General features: G+C 64.3%; 12 protein-coding genes. All 12 read right to left on the reverse strand.

What is annotated here, in order from left to right:
* Window positions 1–134: 134 nt before the first annotated feature.
* Window positions 135–2,504 (reverse strand): trimethylamine N-oxide demethylase, encoded by a 2,370-nt coding sequence (locus AC04SF_RS02435; RefSeq protein WP_488476353.1) that lies wholly within the window; start codon window positions 2,502–2,504, stop codon window positions 135–137.
* A gap of 268 nt (window positions 2,505–2,772) precedes the next feature.
* A complete protein-coding gene (locus AC04SF_RS02440) occupies window positions 2,773–3,414 on the reverse strand; it encodes a sarcosine oxidase subunit gamma (protein WP_488476354.1) in 642 nt (213 codons plus the stop codon).
* Window positions 3,392–6,373: a sarcosine oxidase subunit alpha gene (locus AC04SF_RS02445; protein ID WP_488476355.1), complete on the reverse strand. Its 2,982-nt coding sequence runs from the start codon at window positions 6,371–6,373 to the stop codon at window positions 3,392–3,394. Before AC04SF_RS02445 ends, AC04SF_RS02440 begins: the two co-directional genes overlap by 23 nt.
* Window positions 6,373–6,648, reverse strand: coding sequence for a sarcosine oxidase subunit delta (locus AC04SF_RS02450; RefSeq protein WP_488476356.1), 276 nt, complete (start codon window positions 6,646–6,648; stop codon window positions 6,373–6,375). Before AC04SF_RS02450 ends, AC04SF_RS02445 begins: the two co-directional genes overlap by 1 nt.
* 15 nt (window positions 6,649–6,663) lie before the next feature.
* Complete coding sequence (locus tag AC04SF_RS02455) at window positions 6,664–7,917, reverse strand: sarcosine oxidase subunit beta family protein (RefSeq protein ID WP_488476357.1); 1,254 nt, start codon at window positions 7,915–7,917, stop codon at window positions 6,664–6,666.
* Between the two features lie 36 nt (window positions 7,918–7,953).
* Window positions 7,954–9,261 (reverse strand): type III glutamate--ammonia ligase, encoded by a 1,308-nt coding sequence (glnT, locus tag AC04SF_RS02460; RefSeq protein WP_096455722.1) that lies wholly within the window; start codon window positions 9,259–9,261, stop codon window positions 7,954–7,956.
* A gap of 33 nt (window positions 9,262–9,294) precedes the next feature.
* Window positions 9,295–10,623: an FMN-binding glutamate synthase family protein gene (locus AC04SF_RS02465; protein WP_172351489.1), complete on the reverse strand. Its 1,329-nt coding sequence runs from the start codon at window positions 10,621–10,623 to the stop codon at window positions 9,295–9,297.
* 6 nt (window positions 10,624–10,629) lie between these two features.
* On the reverse strand, window positions 10,630–11,361 hold the full coding sequence (locus AC04SF_RS02470; protein WP_488476358.1) for a GltB/FmdC/FwdC-like GXGXG domain-containing protein: 732 nt from the start codon (window positions 11,359–11,361) through the stop codon (window positions 10,630–10,632).
* A gap of 4 nt (window positions 11,362–11,365) precedes the next feature.
* Window positions 11,366–12,262, reverse strand: a complete 897-nt coding sequence (locus tag AC04SF_RS02475) for a class II glutamine amidotransferase (RefSeq protein ID WP_488476359.1) — start codon at window positions 12,260–12,262, stop codon at window positions 11,366–11,368.
* Between the two features lie 85 nt (window positions 12,263–12,347).
* On the reverse strand, window positions 12,348–12,677 hold the full coding sequence (locus AC04SF_RS02480) for a hypothetical protein (RefSeq protein WP_488476360.1): 330 nt from the start codon (window positions 12,675–12,677) through the stop codon (window positions 12,348–12,350).
* Window positions 12,674–13,363 carry a hypothetical protein gene (locus AC04SF_RS02485; protein ID WP_488476361.1) on the reverse strand — a complete coding sequence of 230 codons (690 nt, stop codon included), beginning with the start codon at window positions 13,361–13,363 and terminating at the stop codon, window positions 12,674–12,676. Before AC04SF_RS02485 ends, AC04SF_RS02480 begins: the two co-directional genes overlap by 4 nt.
* A gap of 45 nt (window positions 13,364–13,408) precedes the next feature.
* The gene (locus AC04SF_RS02490) at window positions 13,409–14,815 is read right to left on the reverse strand and encodes an APC family permease (RefSeq protein WP_096455732.1); all 1,407 of its coding nucleotides are present in this window, start codon (window positions 14,813–14,815) and stop codon (window positions 13,409–13,411) included.
* Window positions 14,816–14,818 lie beyond the last annotated feature (3 nt).

The raw sequence follows: 14,818 nt of genomic DNA on the forward strand, positions 1-14,818 counted from the left end.
CGCGAAGCGAGGTCGGATGAGGGGTGCTCCAGGGAACGCCGACGTCTCACTCCGCTGGAACACCCCTCAACCGTCTCGGCGCTGCGCGCCGATCCACCTTCTCCCACAAGGGGAGAAGGCAAGGGTCGCAACGTTCAGGAGCGCGGTCTGGTCTTCTGCGGATCGTAATGAGCGAAGGCGACGACTCGCGCCGGCAGCCGCTTGGCGTGGCCGTCGAGCTTGCCGATCTCGACCTCGGTGCCGATGGCCGCATGGGTGACGTCGAGCCTGGCTAGCGCGATGTTCTTGCCGAGCACCGGCGAACGCATGCCCGACGTGACCACGCCGATTTGCGCACGGCCGACATGGACGCAGTCGCCATGGCCGACGGCGACATTGCTGTCGATGTCGAGGCCCACCAATTTGTTCTCCGGGTTCTCCTTACGCCGGATCAGCGCCTCGCGGCCGATGAAATCGTCGGTCTTGCTCTTCAGCGGCACGGTGAAGCCGATGCCGGCCTCGAACGGGTCGGTCTGGTCGGAAAATTCGTAACCGGCGAAGATCAGCCCGGCCTCGATGCGCACCATGTCGAGCGCCTGCAGGCCCATCGGCTTCAGCCCATGCGGCTGGCCGGCCTCCCAGATCGCGTCGAACACCTTTTCGGCGTCGCGCGGATGACACCAGATCTCATAGCCGAGTTCGCCAGTATAGCCGGTGCGCGAGACGACAACCGGAATGCCGTTGCCGCCGCCGATGCGCGCGACCGCGAAGCGGAACCATTCGAGTTCATCGATCGACGGCTGCAGTGGCGAGGTCCAGATCACTTCTCTCAGGATGTCGCGGCTTTTCGGACCCTGCACGGCGACATTGTGCATCTGGTCGGTCGATGAGCGCACCAGCACGTTGAGCCCGAGCTTCTTGGCTGTCTCGCGCAGCCATTCGCCGGACAGATCGTCGCCGCCGACCCAGCGGAAATTGTCCTTGCCGAGCCTGAGCAGCGTGCCGTCGTCGATCATGCCGCCATGCTCGTAGCACATGGCGGAATAGACAACCTGGCCCACGCCGAGCTTCTTGACGTCGCGGGTCAGCGTGTATTGCAGCAGCGCTTCGGAATCCGGGCCGGTGACCTCGAATTTTCTGAGCGGCGACAGGTCCATGATCACGGCGTCCTGCCGGCAGGCCCAGTATTCGGCGATGGGGCCTTCCTTGGCGAAGGAATTGGCCAGCCAATAGCCCCTGTACTCCGAGAAGTTGCGGGTCTGTTTGGCAAAGCTCGAATGAAAAGCGGTCTCGCGGGTCATTTTTGGTTCCGAATCGGGCGTCATGCGTCTGGCGATCGCTCGCGAGAATTTGTGCTGGCCGGAATAGGTCCGCACATGGATGTCGGTCAGGTCCCAGCCATTGGCCGGCGTCGTGTCGTCAGGGCAGGCGGAGGAGACACAGACGATGTCGGCCAATGCGCGCAGCAGGACATAGTCGCCGGCGCGTGACCACGGCTCGTCGGAGACCATGACGCCATGCGCGTCGATCGACGTGTTGAAGAAGAAGTTGATCGCCATCCAGCCGGCGCGGGGGTTGACGCCCTTGCCGGCCAGCGCGCCGTTGAAATTCTCCGAGCAGTTGGTGTGGCCGGGATAGCCGATGTCGTCGTAATATTTGGCAGCACAGGCGAGAGCAAAGGCATCGTGCCGGCCGCATGTGTCCTGCACCACTTCGACCAGCGGCTCCATGTCCTGGTCGTAATATTTCGAATGCAGGCCGGGCATCGGATAGCTCGACCCCATCAGCGTGCGCGTCGTCGTCACGTCGAGCGGATGGTCGAGGCCCTTGTCGAGTTTACGCGCGGAAAAGCACTGGAAGTCGGTGCACTGGCGCCCGTCGACATCGATGATCTGCAGATAGTCGCCGGCCTTGACGAAATAGGATTCAGCCGTCGCCGAATGGACGCGCAGGTCGAGCACCGGATCGGCGAGGGGATCGGCAAGCTGCGATTTCGTTTTCAGGCGGATCGTGGCGCGGCGCACGATGGCGGTGAGCGGCGTTGCCGTATCATGGCCATCGACCAGCATCAGCCCGCCGGGCGCGGCGATTATCATCGAGCCGTCGCGCGCGACGGTGAAACTCTGTTCGGTGCCGGCCGGCGTGGTGGCGCCGAACACGCGCACCGCCTTGGCCTGGTCGAGCTGCACCTGCCGGCGTGCAATGCCGCGCCGCAACGCGCCGATACTGTCGTCGCCATCCACAAGCAGCGCCTTGATGCTGGCGGCGTTGCTGTTGGATTTCTCGCCGAAGATGCCGGGGTCGGTGGCACCGGTGATGTCCCAGGCCAGGAGTTCGCAGGCCTGGCCACCCTCGACATTGCGCACCGTGATCGTGTCGCCGGCCTCGACCTCGATCAGCACCGCGCCATTGCCCTGGATCGTATAGCGCTCCATCCCCGGCGGCAGCGCGATCTGACCGGGCCTCAGGATGAGGCTCGGGCGCGGCGGTCCGGCAGTGACTGCGGGGTAGGGCGACTGGCTCATCTCAGCCTTGCGGTTCGAGAAACAAGTTTGCCTGTGTGTAAAATTATTTTAGCAGCAAGAATAGCAGGGCGGTTGGGTTTGGCAAGGCGGAGGTGATGTAAGCTCCCCTTCTCCCCCTGTGGGAGAAGGTGTCGCCGAAGGTGACGGATGAGGGGTGCTTCAGGGAAAGCGAACGTCTCACTTCGCTGGAACACCCCTCATCCCTCTCGTCGCTGCGCGCCGATCCACCTTCTCCCACACGGGGAGAAGGGAAGAGCGCGCACAAGCGCTACGCCAACTCCTCGGAATGGCCGATAACCACTCCATACTCTGCCGCCGAATCCAGCATCGTATGCCAAAGGCTCTCGGCAAAGGTCGCGAACACCAGAACGTTGAACACCGCCTGCCCATCCGTCCGATCATTACCCCGCCACAGCGTGACGCTGGTGTGATCCATCGAGGTCGCGGCAGCCGCGCCAATCGCGAACGCATCGGCATGCAGATCGATCGACGACAGCTTGGCCAGCATCGCCCGCGCCTTGGCACCGGAGACGCTGATCAGCACCCGCGCATGCGACTGGTCGGAGAGCGAAGCCGACCCGGCGAGGGAAGGAGCAAGAACCGCCATCCCGTTCTTGCCACCCTTTGACAGGACGAAAAACTGATCCGGTCCCGACCAGATCAGTGTGGCATCCGCGGTCTGCACCGCCCTCGGCGTTCCTGGCGCAGCAACGCCGAACCAGCCCTTCGCAGCCTTGGCCAGCTCCGCCGCCTTGCCACGCCGCGCCATCACTTGCACCAGGTCGAAATTGCGGATCTCGGTCAGCGCCACGCCGGCTTCGCCCTGCGCACCATACCGCCCCACCGCGAGCGCGCGGTCGAGGGGGCTGCGGACATCCCAGGAAAACTCAGCCACGCTGGCGCCCTCCATCCGGATCGTAGAAGACGGGATTGCAGAGTTCGACGTCATAGTCTTCGCCGCGTATCGGGTCATGCGCATGGACGATCTCGCCGATGCGTTCGCGGCCGCGCTCGACCAGTGCCAGTCCGATCCACTGGTCCGATGTCGGCGAGAAGCAAACCGAGGTGACGTAGCCCTGGTCGTTGCCCGGCCCGGGTGTCTGCCCTTTCGGGATGATGTGCGCACCCGATCGCAGCCGGCGCGCTCTGTCCGTCGGCCTGACGCCGACGACGACCTGCCGGTCCGGCGCGACCAGTGCCTCGCGGCCGGCCATGACGCGGCCGATGAAATCCTTCTTGGTCGACATCATCTTGCCGAGGCCGAGATCGGCGGCGGTCGTCGTGCCGCTCAGTTCCGGTCCGGCGATGTGGCCCTTTTCGACGCGCATCACGCCGAGCGCCTCGGTGCCGTAAGGCGTGACGCCGAACTGTTTTCCGGCCAGCATCAAATTGCGCGCCATCGCCTCGCCATAGCGCGCCGGCACCGAAATCTCGAACGCCATCTCGCCGGAGAAGGAGATGCGGAACAGCCGCGCCTTGATGCCGCCGCGCAAAGCGACTTCGCGCGCGCCCATGAACGGGAAACCCTCGTTGGAAAGGTCTTCCGCAGGATCGACGATCTCCTTGAGCAGGTCGCGGGTCTTCGGTCCCGCGATCGAGAATTGCGCCCACTGGTCGGAGACCGAGGTCAGCTGCACATCGAGTTCGGGGAACAGCACTTGCCGGCAAAATTCGAGGTGCTGCATCACCAGCCCGGCCTTGGCCGTGGTGGTGGTGAGGAAATAGTGGTCCTCGGCCAACCGTGACGTCGTGCCGTCATCATAGACGATGCCGTCCTCGCGCAGCATCAGCCCGTAACGGGCTTTTCCCACGGCAAGATTGGAGAAGGTGTTGATGTAGACGCGGTCGAGGAAGGCGCCGGCATCCGGGCCGTGCACGTCGATCTTGCCAAGCGTCGAGACATCGCAGAAGCCGACGCCTGAGCGCACCGCCTTGACCTCGCGGGTCACCGATTCCAGCCAGTCCTTTTCACCGGCGCGCGGATACCATTGCGCCCGCTTCCAAAGCCCGGTGTCGACGAAGATCGCGCCCTGTTCGGCGGCCCAGTGATGCGACGGCGTCAGTCTGGTCGCATGGAAAGTCTCGTCGCGATGGTGGCCGGCGAAGGCGCCGATGGCGACCGGCACGTAAGGCGGCCGGTAGATCGTCGCGCCGGTCTCGGGAATGGACCTGCCGCTGACCGCCGCCATGATCGCGAGGCCGGCGACGTTGGACGTCTTGCCCTGGTCGGTCGCCATGCCGAGCGTGGTGTAACGCTTCAGATGCTCGACCGATTCGAAACCCTCGCGCTGCGCCAGTTCGATGTCGGATGCGGTCACGTCATGCTGGTAATCGACAAAGGCCTTGCCCTTGCCGGCGACGTGCCAGAGCGGCGTCAGCGAAAAGGCTTCGTCGTTGGCGAGTGGCGCTGAGCCGACCGTGCCGGCACGCCCGGCATCACGCGCCGCCGCTGCACCTGCGGCGAACCCTTCAGCCAGGCAGGCGCCGAGGCCGAAGGCACCGTTGGCGGCACCGGCTGCAATCATGCCAGGAGGCGCGCCGTCGGGCACGAAGGCAGCGATGTCGTCGCGCCATTTCGGCCGGGCGCGATGATAGGAGGTCAGCCCGACCGCGGGATTCCAGCCGCCGGAAACCGCAAGCCCGTCGGCCTCGACTTCAGCGCGTGCTCCGCCGGTCAGCGACACTGCGATCTTCCTGACCCCATCCTTGCTGCCGTCGACGCCGCTGACGGAGCCATGCAGCACAGTGAAGCCGTTCTTGGAAGCGAGCGAACGATGCGCTGGCGATACATCAGGCCGTGCGTCGATCACCGCCGCGATCTGCAGCCCGGCGCCGAGCGCCATCTCGACCGTGCGCCAGCCATCCTCATTGTTGGTGAACAGTGCGACCCGCTTTGCGGGAGCGGCGGCATAGCGCGTGACATAGGTCCGCATCGCCGACGCCATCATCACGCCGGGCGTGTCATTGCCGGCAAAGACGATGGGACGTTCGATGGCGCCGGCGGCAACGACGCAGCGCTTGGCGACGATCCGCCACAGCCGCTGGCGCACCTGATGTTCGGGCGGCGAGGGCAGGTGGTCGCTGACCCGCTCCAGCGCGCCATAAGTACCGCCATCATAGACGCCGAACAGCGTCGTGCGGGTCATGATACGGACATCGGGCATCGCCGCGAGCTCGGCCAGTGTCCGCGACAACCATTCGGCAGCCGGCAGGCCATCGATTGTGCCGCCATCCGAGAGCAGGCGGCCGCCAGGCGTGAAATCTTCCTCGCAGACAATGACGCGGGCGCCGCTGCGGCCGGCCGCCAATGCTGCCGCCAGACCGGCCGGACCGGAGCCGGCGATCAGCACATCGCAATGCGCCCAGGCCTTGTCGTAGTGGTCGGGATCGGCGACGCCTGCGGCACGGCCAAGACCGGCAGCGCGGCGGATCGCCGGCTCGTAGATGGCTTCCCAGAATTTCGCCGGCCACATGAAGGTCTTGTAGTAGAAGCCGGCGACGAAGATCGGTGCGAACAGCTGGTTCACCGACATCACATCGTGGCGCAGCGACGGCCAACGGTTCTGGCTGGCGGCCTCGAGCCCCTCATAAAGCTCCGCCGTCGTCGCCTTGGTGTTCGGCTCGCGGCGGGCGCCGGTGCGCAGTTCGACCAGCGCGTTGGGCTCTTCCGAGCCAGCGGTCAGGATGCCGCGCGGGCGGTGGTACTTGAACGAGCGGCCGACCAGCTTGACGCCATTGGCAACCAGCGCCGACGCCAGCGTATCGCCCTGGAAGCCGGAAAAGCTCTTGCCGTCGAAGCGGAAATTTAGCGGCGCCGTGCGGTCGATGAGGCCGCCACCGTCGAGCCGGTTTGTCTGCATGCCGGCCATCACGCGCCAACCTTCGCGGCACCGGCGCCCGCTGCCGGTTCCACGGCCGAAATCTCATGCGTCAGCGTGTTGCGGGTGACCTTCAGCCACGCCCGGCAACCGCCGCCATGATACCAGTTCTCGCTCATCACGCCGGCGATGTTGTCGCGCAGATAGACGTAGTCGAAGACCTCGTCTTCCGAAGCGCCAGCCGCTGGCCGCACCGGTTTGGCGTCGCCGAGATAGGTGAACTCGCCGAGTGCGCGTTCGCCGCAGAAAGGACAGACAATACGCATGTTTTCTGGCCGTCCTCAGTGCAGGTTCGGTTGGGCGCCCTGGCCCTTTTCGTCGATCATGGCGCCGGTCCGGAAGCGGTCGAGGCGGAACCGCGCAGCCTCCTCATGTGGCGTGTCGCGGGCCAGAAGATGGGCAAAGACGAAGCCGGATCCCGGCGTCGCCTTGAAGCCGCCATAGCACCAGCCGGCATTGAGATAGAGCCCGTCCACCGGTGTCTTGTCGATGATCGGTGAGCCGTCCATCGACATGTCCATGATGCCGCCCCACTGGCGCAAAAGCCGCACGCGGCCGATCATCGGCATCAGCGCCATGCCGCCCTCGCAGACATCCTCCATGACAGGCATGTTGCCGCGCTGGGCGTAAGAATTGTAGCCGTCAATGTCGCCGCCGAAGACAAGGCCGCCCTTGTCGGACTGGCTGACATAGAAATGGCCGGCGCCGAAGGTCATGACGCCGGGGATAAGCGGCTTGATCGCCTCGGAGACAAAGGCCTGCAGCACGTGACTTTCGATCGGCAGGCGCAGGCCCGCCATATCAGCGACGCGCGACGAAGAGCCGGCGACCGCCATGCCGACCTTGCCGGCGCCGATCCTGCCGCGCGAGGTTTCGACGCCGGTCACCTTGCCGTTGGTGTCCCTGACAAAGCCGGTCACTTCGCAATTCTGGATGATGTCGACGCCGAGCCCGCTCGCCGCATGCGCGTAGCCCCAGACAACGGCATCGTGCCGCGCCGTACCGCCGCGCCGCTGCAGCAATCCGCCCTGTACGGGAAAGCGCGCATTGTCGTAGTTCAGGAACGGGATCATCTTCTTGACCGCGGCGAGGTCGAGCAGTTCGGCGTCGATGCCGTTGATGCGCATCGTGTTGCCGCGCCGCGCATAGGCGTCGCGCTGGGCGTCGGAGTGATAGAGGTTGATGACGCCGCGCTGGCTGACCATCGAATTGTAGTTGAGGTCCTGCTCCATCCGCTCCCACAGCTTCATCGACAATTCGTAGAAGCCGGTGTTGCCGGGCAGGCCGTAATTGGAGCGGATGATGGTGGTGTTGCGGCCGGCATTGCCGGAGCCGATCCAGCCTTTTTCCAGCACGGCGACATTTTTGATGCCGTATTCGCTGGCGAGGAACCAGGCGGTGGCCAGGCCATGGCCGCCGCCGCCGATGATCACCACGTCGTAGCGGTCCTTCGGCGTGGCGTCGCGCCAGGTGCGCTGCCAGTTCTTGTGGCCGGAAAGGGCGGCGCGGGCGAGCGAGAAGATCGAGTATTTCATCAGTTCATTCCGAGGTCGCTCGCACCGGCAGGACGGTTATATGTCCAGCGTGTGGTCGCGCTCCCATTGCGTGAAGTGCGAAGCATAGGAATTCCATTCCTGGTGCTTCAGCTTTAGGTAGGCCGACGAGAATTCCTCCCCCAGCGCCGCCTTGAGCGATTTGTCCTTGTCGAACTCGCGCAGCGCGTCGAGCAGGTTGAGCGGCAGTTTCGGCGCGCCTTTCACCGTGTGGCCGTGCTGGTACATGTCTATGTCGTAGCGCTTGCCGGGATCGGCCTTGGAGCGGATGCCGTCGAGGCCGGCGGCAATGATCACCGCCTGCAAGAGATAAGGGTTGGCAGCACCGTCCGGCAGACGCAGCTCGAAGCGGCCGGGGCCGGGCACGCGCACCATATGGGTGCGGTTGTTGCCGGTCCAGGTCACCGTGTTCGGCGCCCAGGTCGCGCCCGAAATCGTGCGCGGCGCGTTGATGCGCTTGTAGGAGTTGACCGTCGGGTTGGTGATGGCGGCAAGCGCCGAGGCATGCTTCATGATGCCGCCGAGGAAGTTCTTGCCCTTGGCCGACAGGCCGAGTTCCATCGAATTGTCGGCGAAGACGTTGGTCTTGCCCGCCTTGTCCCACACCGAGATATGGGCATGGCAGCCATTGCCGGTCAGGCCCTGGAAGGGTTTTGGCATGAAGGTGGCGCGCAGGCCGTGCTTCTCGGCCACCGACTTGACCATGAACTTGAAGAAGGAGTGCTTGTCGGCGGTGGCGAGCACGTCGTCGAAGGCCCAGTTCATCTCGAACTGGCCGTTGGCGTCCTCATGGTCGTTCTGGTAGGGGCCCCAGCCGAGCGCCAGCATGTGGTCGCAGATCTCGGCGATGACATCGTAGCGGCGCATCACCGCCTGCTGGTCGTAGCAGGGCTTTGAGGCCGTGTCGTATTGGTCCGAGATGACGCTGCCGTCCGGCGAGATCAGGAAGAACTCGGCCTCGACACCGGTCTTGACATGCATCCCATCGCCGGCGGCCTCCGCGATCAGCCGCCTCAGCGTGTTGCGCGGCGTCTGGTCGACCTCCTTGTCGTCCATGATGCAGTTGGCGGCGACCCAGGCCACCTCCTTTTTCCATGGCAACTGGATGACGGAGTCCGGATCCGGCACCGCCAGCATGTCGGGATGGGCCGGCGTGAGATCCAGCCAGGTGGCGAAGCCGGCAAAGCCGGCACCGTCCTTCTGCATGTCAGTGATGGCCTGCGCCGGCACCAGCTTGGCACGTTGTCCGCCAAACAAGTCGGTGTAGGAAATCATGAAGTATTTGACGCCGTTCTCTTTGGCGAATGCGGCGAGATCGTTCCCCATTATAATTCCTCGCTTATGTCTTTGGATGCTGTTTTAGAAGCCGTTCTTCCCCGGTATCCAGTTGGTGCCGGCCAGCGGCACGCCGGCCATGGCGGCGGCTTCGATCGTCAATGCGACGAGGTCCTCGGGTTCGAGATTGTGCAGGCTGTTCTTGCCGCAGGCGCGGGCAATCGTCTGCGCCTCGAGCGTCATCACCTTGAGGTAGTTTGCCAGACGGCGTCCGGCGGCCACCGGGTCGACCCGCTTCATCAACTCCGGGTCCTGGGTGGTAATGCCGGCAGGGTCGCGGCCCTCATGCCAGTCGTCATAGGCGCCGGCCGTCGTGCCGAGTTCGTTGTACTCCGCCTCCCAGCGGGGATCGTTGTCGCCGAGAGCGACGAGAGCTGCCGTGCCGATCGAGACCGCGTCGACACCGAGCGCCAGCGCCTTGGCGACATCGGCGCCGTTGCGGATGCCGCCGGAGACGATCAGCTGCACCTTGCGGTGCATGCCGAGATCTTGCAGCGCCTGCACCGCCGGGCGGATACAGGCAAGCGTAGGCTGGCCGACATTCTCGATGAACACTTCCTGCGTGGCTGCGGTGCCACCCTGCATGCCGTCGACGACGACGACATCGGCGCCGGCCTTCACCGCAAGCGCGGTATCATAATAGGGGCGGGCGCCGCCGACCTTGACGTAGATCGGCTTCTCCCAGTCGGTGATTTCGCGAAGTTCGAGGATCTTGATCTCGAGATCGTCCGGGCCGGTCCAGTCGGGGTGACGCGAGGCCGAGCGCTGGTCGATACCCTTTGGCAGCGTGCGCATCTCCGCGACGCGGTCGGAGATCTTCTGGCCGAGCAGCATGCCGCCGCCACCGGGCTTGGCGCCCTGGCCGACAACGACCTCGATGGCATCGGCACGGCGCAGGTCGCGCGGGTTCATGCCATAGCGGGACGGCAGGTACTGATAGACCAGCGTCTTGGAATGGCCACGCTCTTCCTCGGTCATGCCGCCATCGCCCGTGGTGGTCGAGGTGCCGGCCAGCGTCGCGCCCCGGCCGAGGGCTTCTTTCGCCGGGCCGGACAACGATCCAAAGCTCATCCCGGCTATGGTGATCGGGATCTTCAGTTCGATCGGCTTCTTGGCATGGCGGGAGCCCAGCACGACACTGGTGTCGCAGCGCTCGCGATAGCCTTCGAGCGGATAGCGCGAGATGGAGGCGCCGAGGAACAAGAGGTCGTCGAAATGCGGTAGCTTGCGTTTGGCGCCACCGCCACGGATGTCATATATGCCGGTTGCCGCGGCGCGGCGGATTTCGGAAAGCGTGTAGTCGTCGAAGGTCGCGGATTTGCGCGGCGTCGTCGGCGGATTCTTGTAGGTCATGCTGCCTCAATACGCGTCGGCGTTGTCGATATTGAAATTGTAAAGCGTGCGCGCCGAGCCGTAGCGCTTGAACTCCGACGGCTTGACGCCGGTGACGCCGGCGCGGTCGAGCAGGCCCTGCAGCAATTCCAGATGTTCGGGCCGCATCTCCTTGGCGATGCAGTCGGCACCCAGGCTGTCGACCTTGCCGCGCACGAACAGCCGCGCCTCGTAGATGGAGTCGCCCAGCGCATCGCCGGCATCGCCCAGCACCACCAGATTGCCGGACTGCGCCATGAAGGCCGACATGTGGCCGATATTGCCGTGCACGACGATATCGATGCCCTTCATCGAAATGCCGCAGCGCGACGAGGCATTGCCCTCGATGACCAGCAGGCCACCCTTGCCGGTGGCGCCGGCATACTGGCTGGCGTCGCCTTTCACGATGATCGAACCCGACATCATGTTTTCGCCGACGCCGGGGCCGGCCGAACCGTGCACGGTGATGGTGCTGCCGGAATTCATGCCGCCGCAGTAGTAGCCGACGCTGCCGCGTACATCGATGCTGACGGGCTGGTCGACGCCGACGGCGACCGAATGGCTGCCCTTCGGATGCAGCACTTCCCACGCCGTTTCGTTCGAACCGGGCGCCAGATTGTGCAGCGCCTGGTTGAGTTCGCGCAGCGACGACACATCGAGATCGAAGATCCGGGAGGCGTGGTCCTGCGTCGCCGCCTTTGAAAGTTTGGTTGCCGGCATGAACTCAATGCTCCCAGAAATAGACGGTTGCGGGCTCCGGTTCCCAGACCCTCGCATTGTCTATGCCGGGCAGTTTGGTCAGCGCGCGATACTCCGAGCCGAAGGCGACATACTGGTCGGTCTCGGCCATCACGGCGGGCTTGCAGGCGATCGGGTCGCGGACAACGCCAAAACCGTTCTTGGTGCCGACGACGAAGGTGAAGAAGCCGTCGAGGTCGGAGAGCGTGCCTTCCAGCGCCTCGCCGAGGTTCTTGCCATGCGCCATCTGCGAGGAGAGATAGGCGGCCGCCACTTCGGTGTCGTTCTCGGTCTCGAATTTCATGCCTTCGCGGATCAGCTCGCGGCGGACATTGTTGTGGTTCGACAGTGAGCCATTGTGCACCAGGCACTGGTCGGCGCCGGTCGAGAACGGATGCGCGCCCATCGTCGTCACCGCCGATTCCGTCGCCATGCGGGTGTGGCCGATGCCGTGCGTACCAGTCATCTTACGGACGTCGAAGCGATCGACCACCGCCTCGGGCAGGCCGACTTCCTTGTAGATCTCGACGACGTCGCCGGCGCCCATGATGCGGATATCGGGACGCAGCGCCTGGATAGCTTCGCGGGCTTCATCGATCTTGGCAGGCGCGGTCCTGACGACGGCATGGGTCGACTTCACCGCAATGCTCACAGGCGCGCCGATGGCCTTGGCAAGCTCGATATCGAGGTCGCGAAAATCGCGCGCGGGTTTCGCCGACTGAATGGTGATCTTGGCTTCATTCTTGGAAGGCGCGCCATAGATGGCGATGCCTGCGCTGTCGGGGCCGCGATCGCTGAGCGAGACCAGCATCTCCGACAGCATCGCGCCGAGCTTGGGCTCCAGCGACTTGTCCTTCAAAAACAGTCCGACAATTCCACACATGTCAGCCTCCCGGCGTTTGTAGCTAAGAGATGATGTACCGAATGCGGTGCTCGAATTCAATCATATGAAAAAAATTTTCCTGTAGTTACGTATGCGGCGTGATGCCGCTTTGCGAACTATCGCCGTCGCGGGCTGCATTGTGAACCCATTGGGCATGGCGGATGCGGGCGAGCTTATAGGCGTCGAGGATCGACAGCGCATAGATCAGGAAGCCGCCGGCATGGCGGCCGATGAAGCTGGCGTCGGGCGGCGCGATCTTGGCGGTCACCCAGGCCAGGATCACCATGAAGAAAAGAAACTGCAGCCCGCGCACCGGCACGCCTAGAATGACATGGCCGCTTGCCGGCAGCACGATTGCCGCGCCCAGGACGAGATAAGGGCTCGCCGGCGCACGCTGCGTGTTCGAACTGGTCATGCGGCTTGCCGTTCGCTTTTGTTGATGGCGTCGCGCAGCGCCGAGAGGGAGGTGAGCAGCCGCTCGATCAGCGCCGGATCGATCTGCGTGTCACCGAAGGCGGCTTGCCGGAAAACGCCGTAGCGCGCCCGCTCGGCCTCGGCCAGCAGCCAGACGATGCGTACCCCGTTTGGTGTGATCAGCAGCTCCTTGGCGCGGCCTTCCGAAAAGGGCTCCAGATGCTCGGCGATGACGCCTTGCGGGAAACGCGTGCCGCGGCGGTCGGTCCGCAGCACCGCTTCGAGCGGAAATCCCGGAGCCTTTGGCAGCGTATGCTGGAGATGGTCGAAATTGGAGAAGGTCGTCGGCGAGCCCGGCCGCATCATCATGTCGAACGTCGCCGGCACGGCAACCTTTTCGGTGATCGAAACGCTGAGCCAGCGCGCCGGCAGTTTTCGCGTCGCCAGCGTATCGACGATGGTGCGCAGTTGAACGCGCTGGCCGTTCCACGATCCTTCCCAGGTGATGACACCGGCGGTGCCGTCCGAAACATCGGCAGCGTCGGCGATGACGGCGCGGATGCCGGCCGCGTCGGCGGCGAGCGCCGCCAAAACCCTGTTGCGGCTGCGGCGCGCCAGCCACGCAAAGTGCAGGGCAAGGGCCAGGACAATGGCCCCGGCAAGCAGTGCTGATGTCACCTCGGACATTTTGTCATGTCCGGCCCGCCAAGGATCGGGGCGGGCCGTCTCCCATCAATAGCCCTGTGGTTTCGGCCACGGCATGGTGAACTGGTCGCCGCGCCGCACGAATTTGTAACGGTAGAAATGGAACCACAGCGAGATCAGGAAATAGAAGATGGTCATCGCGATCAACTGTGAGCCGAAGCCGAGGAAGATGGCGAAGAAGGTCACCACGCACAGGCAGAACAGCACGATGGCCGGCAGCGGATGGAAGGGGTGCGTGTAGCCGCGGCGGATGGTGCCGAGCGGCCATTTCTTGCGGAACATCATGATGTTGATGCTCATAAAGGTGTATTGCAGCACGCCCGACAGGATCGAGAAGGTGATCGCCTGGTTGAGGTCGGCGATGAAGGCGAAGGCGAGCGCGATCGGCAGCAGGAACAGGATCGAGCGGTAAGGCGTGCGGTACGTCGGGTGCACCGCCGAGAACCAGCTCGGCAGATAGCGGTCGCGGCCAAGCGAGAACCACGCGCGGGCAGCATCATTGATGCAGCCATTGGCCGAGGCCAGTGCCGCCAGCAGCGTCGCGATGAAGAGCAGGTTTTCGAGCAACGGGCTGCCGGTCAATTTGCCGGCGTCCCACAGCGGATAATAGGTGATGCCGAGATATTCCCACGGCATCAGCGAGGCACAGACATACCAGGTCATGGCGGCGGCGATCAAAAGCGTGATCATGCCGGCCATCGTGCCATAGGGTAGGGAACGCGCCGGCGAGCGCACTTCCTCGGCGGCCTGCGTGGTGCCCTCGATGCCGAGATAATACCAGATGCCGAACTGGAAGGCCGCGATGACGCCGATCCAGCCATAGGGCAGGGCATTGCCGGGGGTGACCAGTTCGTTGAGCTTCAGCACCGCGCCTTGCGTCCACGGGCTGACCGAGAAGAACAGGATGACGATCGAGATATAGGCGATCGCGGTGATGACGAAGTTGACGTTGAGCGTCATCAGCACGCCGCGATAGTTGAGCCAGGCCAGCACGACGATGGTGGCGGCGATGAAGGAATTGTGGGTCAGCCCTTCGACGCCGGCCTTGGCGACGATGGTGTCGCCGAGCAGGATGGCGTCGGAGACCTCGAGCATCGTGTAGGCGAAAACCAGGAACAGCGCGACATTGAAGGCCATCAGCGGCCCGACAATGTGCTTGGCCTGGGCGTATTGTCCACCAGCGGCGGCGACCGTCGACGTCACCTCGGAATCGATCATGGCGACCGAGGTATAGAGCAGCCCGACGATCCAGCAGACGATCAGCGCGGCCAGCGCGCCGCCCTTGTCGGCGGAGAAATTCCAGCCGGTGAATTCACCGACCAGAACGATGCCGACGCCGAGCGCCCAGACATGGGCGGGGCCGAGCACCCGCAGCAGCGAGACCCTGTCGCCGTGGATTGTCGTCGTTTGTGCCGTTTCAACCGCAGCCGTCATGTC

Source organism: Mesorhizobium sp. CNPSo 4671, assembly GCF_057784245.1.

Bases quoted from the DNA above. Each gene is read 5' to 3' on its own strand.
- AC04SF_RS02435 (WP_488476353.1), bottom strand. From the start codon at position 2,504: ATGAGCCAGTCGCCCTACCCCGCAGTCACTGCCGGACCGCCGCGCCCG.
- AC04SF_RS02440 (WP_488476354.1), bottom strand. From the start codon at position 3,414: ATGGAGGGCGCCAGCGTGGCTGAGTTTTCCTGGGATGTCCGCAGCCCC.
- AC04SF_RS02445 (WP_488476355.1), bottom strand. From the start codon at position 6,373: ATGGCCGGCATGCAGACAAACCGGCTCGACGGTGGCGGCCTCATCGAC.
- AC04SF_RS02450 (WP_488476356.1), bottom strand. From the start codon at position 6,648: ATGCGTATTGTCTGTCCTTTCTGCGGCGAACGCGCACTCGGCGAGTTC.
- AC04SF_RS02455 (WP_488476357.1), bottom strand. From the start codon at position 7,917: ATGAAATACTCGATCTTCTCGCTCGCCCGCGCCGCCCTTTCCGGCCAC.
- glnT (WP_096455722.1), bottom strand. From the start codon at position 9,261: ATGGGGAACGATCTCGCCGCATTCGCCAAAGAGAACGGCGTCAAATAC.
- AC04SF_RS02465 (WP_172351489.1), bottom strand. From the start codon at position 10,623: ATGACCTACAAGAATCCGCCGACGACGCCGCGCAAATCCGCGACCTTC.
- AC04SF_RS02470 (WP_488476358.1), bottom strand. From the start codon at position 11,361: ATGCCGGCAACCAAACTTTCAAAGGCGGCGACGCAGGACCACGCCTCC.
- AC04SF_RS02475 (WP_488476359.1), bottom strand. From the start codon at position 12,262: ATGTGTGGAATTGTCGGACTGTTTTTGAAGGACAAGTCGCTGGAGCCC.
- AC04SF_RS02480 (WP_488476360.1), bottom strand. From the start codon at position 12,677: ATGACCAGTTCGAACACGCAGCGTGCGCCGGCGAGCCCTTATCTCGTC.
- AC04SF_RS02485 (WP_488476361.1), bottom strand. From the start codon at position 13,363: ATGTCCGAGGTGACATCAGCACTGCTTGCCGGGGCCATTGTCCTGGCC.
- AC04SF_RS02490 (WP_096455732.1), bottom strand. From the start codon at position 14,815: ATGACGGCTGCGGTTGAAACGGCACAAACGACGACAATCCACGGCGAC.